Source organism: Marinagarivorans sp., assembly GCF_982758155.1.
On the sequence record NZ_CEXWTU010000295.1, the window covers coordinates 1 to 3116 of the forward strand.

2 protein-coding genes are annotated in these 3116 nt (G+C 52.0%); both read left to right on the top strand.

The genetic code is table 11. From position 1 onward, the window contains the following. Window positions 1–1098: PD-(D/E)XK nuclease family protein (locus AC3A8L_RS19685; protein WP_487963976.1), on the top strand; the 1098-nt coding region annotated here is incomplete at its 5' end. Further along, window positions 1095–3116 (top strand): UvrD-helicase domain-containing protein (locus tag AC3A8L_RS19690; RefSeq protein WP_487963977.1); only part of this gene is annotated, 2022 nt, incomplete at its 3' end. The genes AC3A8L_RS19685 and AC3A8L_RS19690, both read left to right, overlap by 4 nt.

Here is a 3116-nt window from a genome sequence, read left to right on the forward strand (position 1 = left end):
TACTACGCGCGATCTATGACGAACCGGCTTTGCCATAGTGCACAGCAAGTTATCGTGAGTTATGCCGCCTTTGATGGTGACGAGCCACTTAGCCCAAGCCCTTTAATTGAAGCGTTACCGGTTATTGATGTTGACGAGCCGGCGTTGCTGCACCCATGGCAGCTCGCACCGGCGGTACCGTTGAGCGGGCTTAGCGACAATACGGCCTTACCCGTTCCTGTTCCGTTGGACTTAAAGGGTGGCGTGGGGGTTATTAAGCGGCAAGCGGCATGCCCTTTTCAGGCTTTTGCAGTGCATCGGTTGGGGGCTGTGAATCGTGAGGTGCTAACGGTAGGGCTGGATAGCCGTGATCGCGGTAATGCCATGCACGAAGTGCTCGAATTTATTTGGCAACGCTTAGAAACACAGCAAAATTTATTGGCGCAAACGGAAGAGGCCATAGCAGCACTTATTGATGAAGCGGCGGACCATGCATTAACGCGCATTGCGAAGGGGCAGCCGCTGGGGGCTCGCGCGTTGTCGTTAGAAGCTCAGCGTTTGCATAACCGTGTACAGCAATGGCTGGAAGAAGAGCGAAAGCGCGAGCCATTTACCGTTGTACTGCAAGAAAAAACGTTGCCGTTCGAGCTTGAAGGGCTGCGTTTAACCTTGCGTATGGACCGGGTAGATTGCTTGGCAGACGGAAAAACGCTGGCGGTTATCGATTATAAAACCGGTAATACACATATTAAAAGCTGGCAGTGGCCGCGCATCGACGAGCCTCAAATACCACTGTATGCCACCGCCTTACCCGATGTAGGTGCCGCTGTTTTTGCGCAGGTAAGCACACAAAAAATGCAGTACATCGGGCTATCGGCTATGCCGGTTTTGTTTTCTGAATTAACCGATGCTGCAAGCCACAAAGACTGGCCCGAAAGCTTTGCTGACGTACTCAAAGAATGGCACACACATTTACAGGCCGTTGCGGCGGCTTTTGTGGCCGGGGATGCGCGCGTTGCGCCTAAAAATGCGAGCAGTTGCCAGTGGTGTGAGCTTCAAAGTTTGTGCCGTATTAGTGAATTAAAAATTGCCGATAATATGGCCGAGGTGTTGTTATGAGCCCGCAACCCGTAGATGCCATTGCGCGTGAACGTGCCCTGTGTCCAGACCACAGTTTTATTTGTGTTGCCCCCGCAGGCAGCGGTAAAACAGAGCTACTTACCCAGCGCATGTTGGTTTTGTTAACGCGCGTAAAACAGCCTGAAGAAATCCTAGCGATTACCTTTACCCGCAAGGCCGCAGCAGAAATGCAGCACCGGGTATTGGGCGCATTGCGTTTGGCGCAAGGGGCTAAGCCTGCGCAATCGCATAAACAACACACCTGGACGCTAGCCAAAGCAGCCTTGCAGGCCGATGAACAATGTGGCTGGCAATTATTGCAAAGCCCCCATCGTTTGCAGGTGCGCACCTTTGATGGTTTGTGTGCAAGCTTGGTTAAAGCATTGCCATTGCAGGCACAAATGGGTGCCGGCGTAGCATTAAGTGATGACCCCGAGCGCTTATTTACCTTGGCGGCAAATAATGTGCTGGCCGAATTGGAAGGCGGTGGCGAGCCTGCAGATGCGTTGGCGCAATTGTTGATGCACCTTGATAATCAGCAGCAGCGCGTAGCTGAGCTGTTAGTCTCGCTGTTAAAAACACGTGCCGCTTGGTTGCCGTTAATGCTGGCCGGTGATGGCCGAGTTCGCGAGCACCTAGAAGCGTGTTTGGCGAATATTCGCGAGTCTCACATTGAGCGTTTACACGGTTTGATAGAAGAGCCCGCAGCCAGTAAGTTGCTAAGCTTGGCTGTTTTTGCCGCGGCCAATTTACCGGAGGGCTCTACTAGCCCTATTCAATATTGTGCGGGTTTGGATGCGCTACCAGATGCCTCGGAAGAAGGGTTACTGCAATGGCAAGGCCTGGCAGGATTGTTGTTAAGCGGCACCGGCAGTTGGCGCAAGCGGCTAACCAAAAATGAGGGTTTTCCGACGAAGGTCGACGGCTTAAAGCCGGCAGAGCTTAAAGCGTTGAAGGCAGACTTAAGTGCTTTGATCGACGCTTTTGCGGCGAACGATGGCTTGAATGAGGCACTGTTTGAGGTGGCATTGCTGCCTTATACCGAATACCCCGAGCAACAATGGCAAATACTGCAATCGCTTACGTTGTTATTGCCGCGTTTGGTTGCGCATTTACAGTTAGTTTTTGCCGGCGAAGGCCAGTTAGATTTCACCGAAATGAGCTTGCGGGCCGATCGTGCTTTGGGTAGCGAAGACGAGCCAACCGATTTAGCTTTGCGGTTAGATCACCGCATTAGCCATGTGCTAGTGGATGAGTTTCAGGATACGTCTTCAAACCAAATGCAGTTGGTGCAAAAGCTAACGGCAGGCTGGCAGGCCGATGATGGTCGCACATTATTTTGTGTGGGCGATGCCATGCAATCGATCTATGCATTTCGCAGCGCCAACGTAGGCTTGTTTTTACGTTGTTTAGGTTCCGCGCAAGAGGGCGGTAGTTTAGGTGCACTGACTTTAGAATCCTTAAAATTAAATACAAATTTTCGTTCTGATGCCGGTGTTGTCGAGTGGATTAATACGGCTTTTTCGAATGCCTTTCCCAAGCGCATAGATTTAAATTTGGGCGCTGTGCCGTTTAGTGAAGCCGTTGCTTTTAATGCGGATGCGGGGCCTGCCGTGAGAGTACAGGGCTTTGTGGGCGATACCGCTAGCGATGCCGAAGGCGAATGGCTAGCGGCACAAATTCAACAGGTGTTAAGTGCCGACGCCAATGCCACCATTGCCATTTTGGGGCGCGGTCGGCGTCAGCTGCATGGCGTATTACCTGCGCTGAAAACAGCCAATATTCGTTATCGTGCCGTTGATTTAGACCCTTTAGCAGCGGTGCCTGCCGTACAAGATGCTTGGGTATTAACCCGTGCCTTGCTCAATACCAGCGATACCATTGCGTGGCTGAGTGTTTTGCGCGCGCCGTGGTGTGGTTTACGCTTGAATGATTTGCTCGCGCTGCGGGCGCAGGGCGGTGTGAATGTTTTTGCGCAAATAGCATCACTGTTAAAGTGTGCCGAAAAAGACACTAAT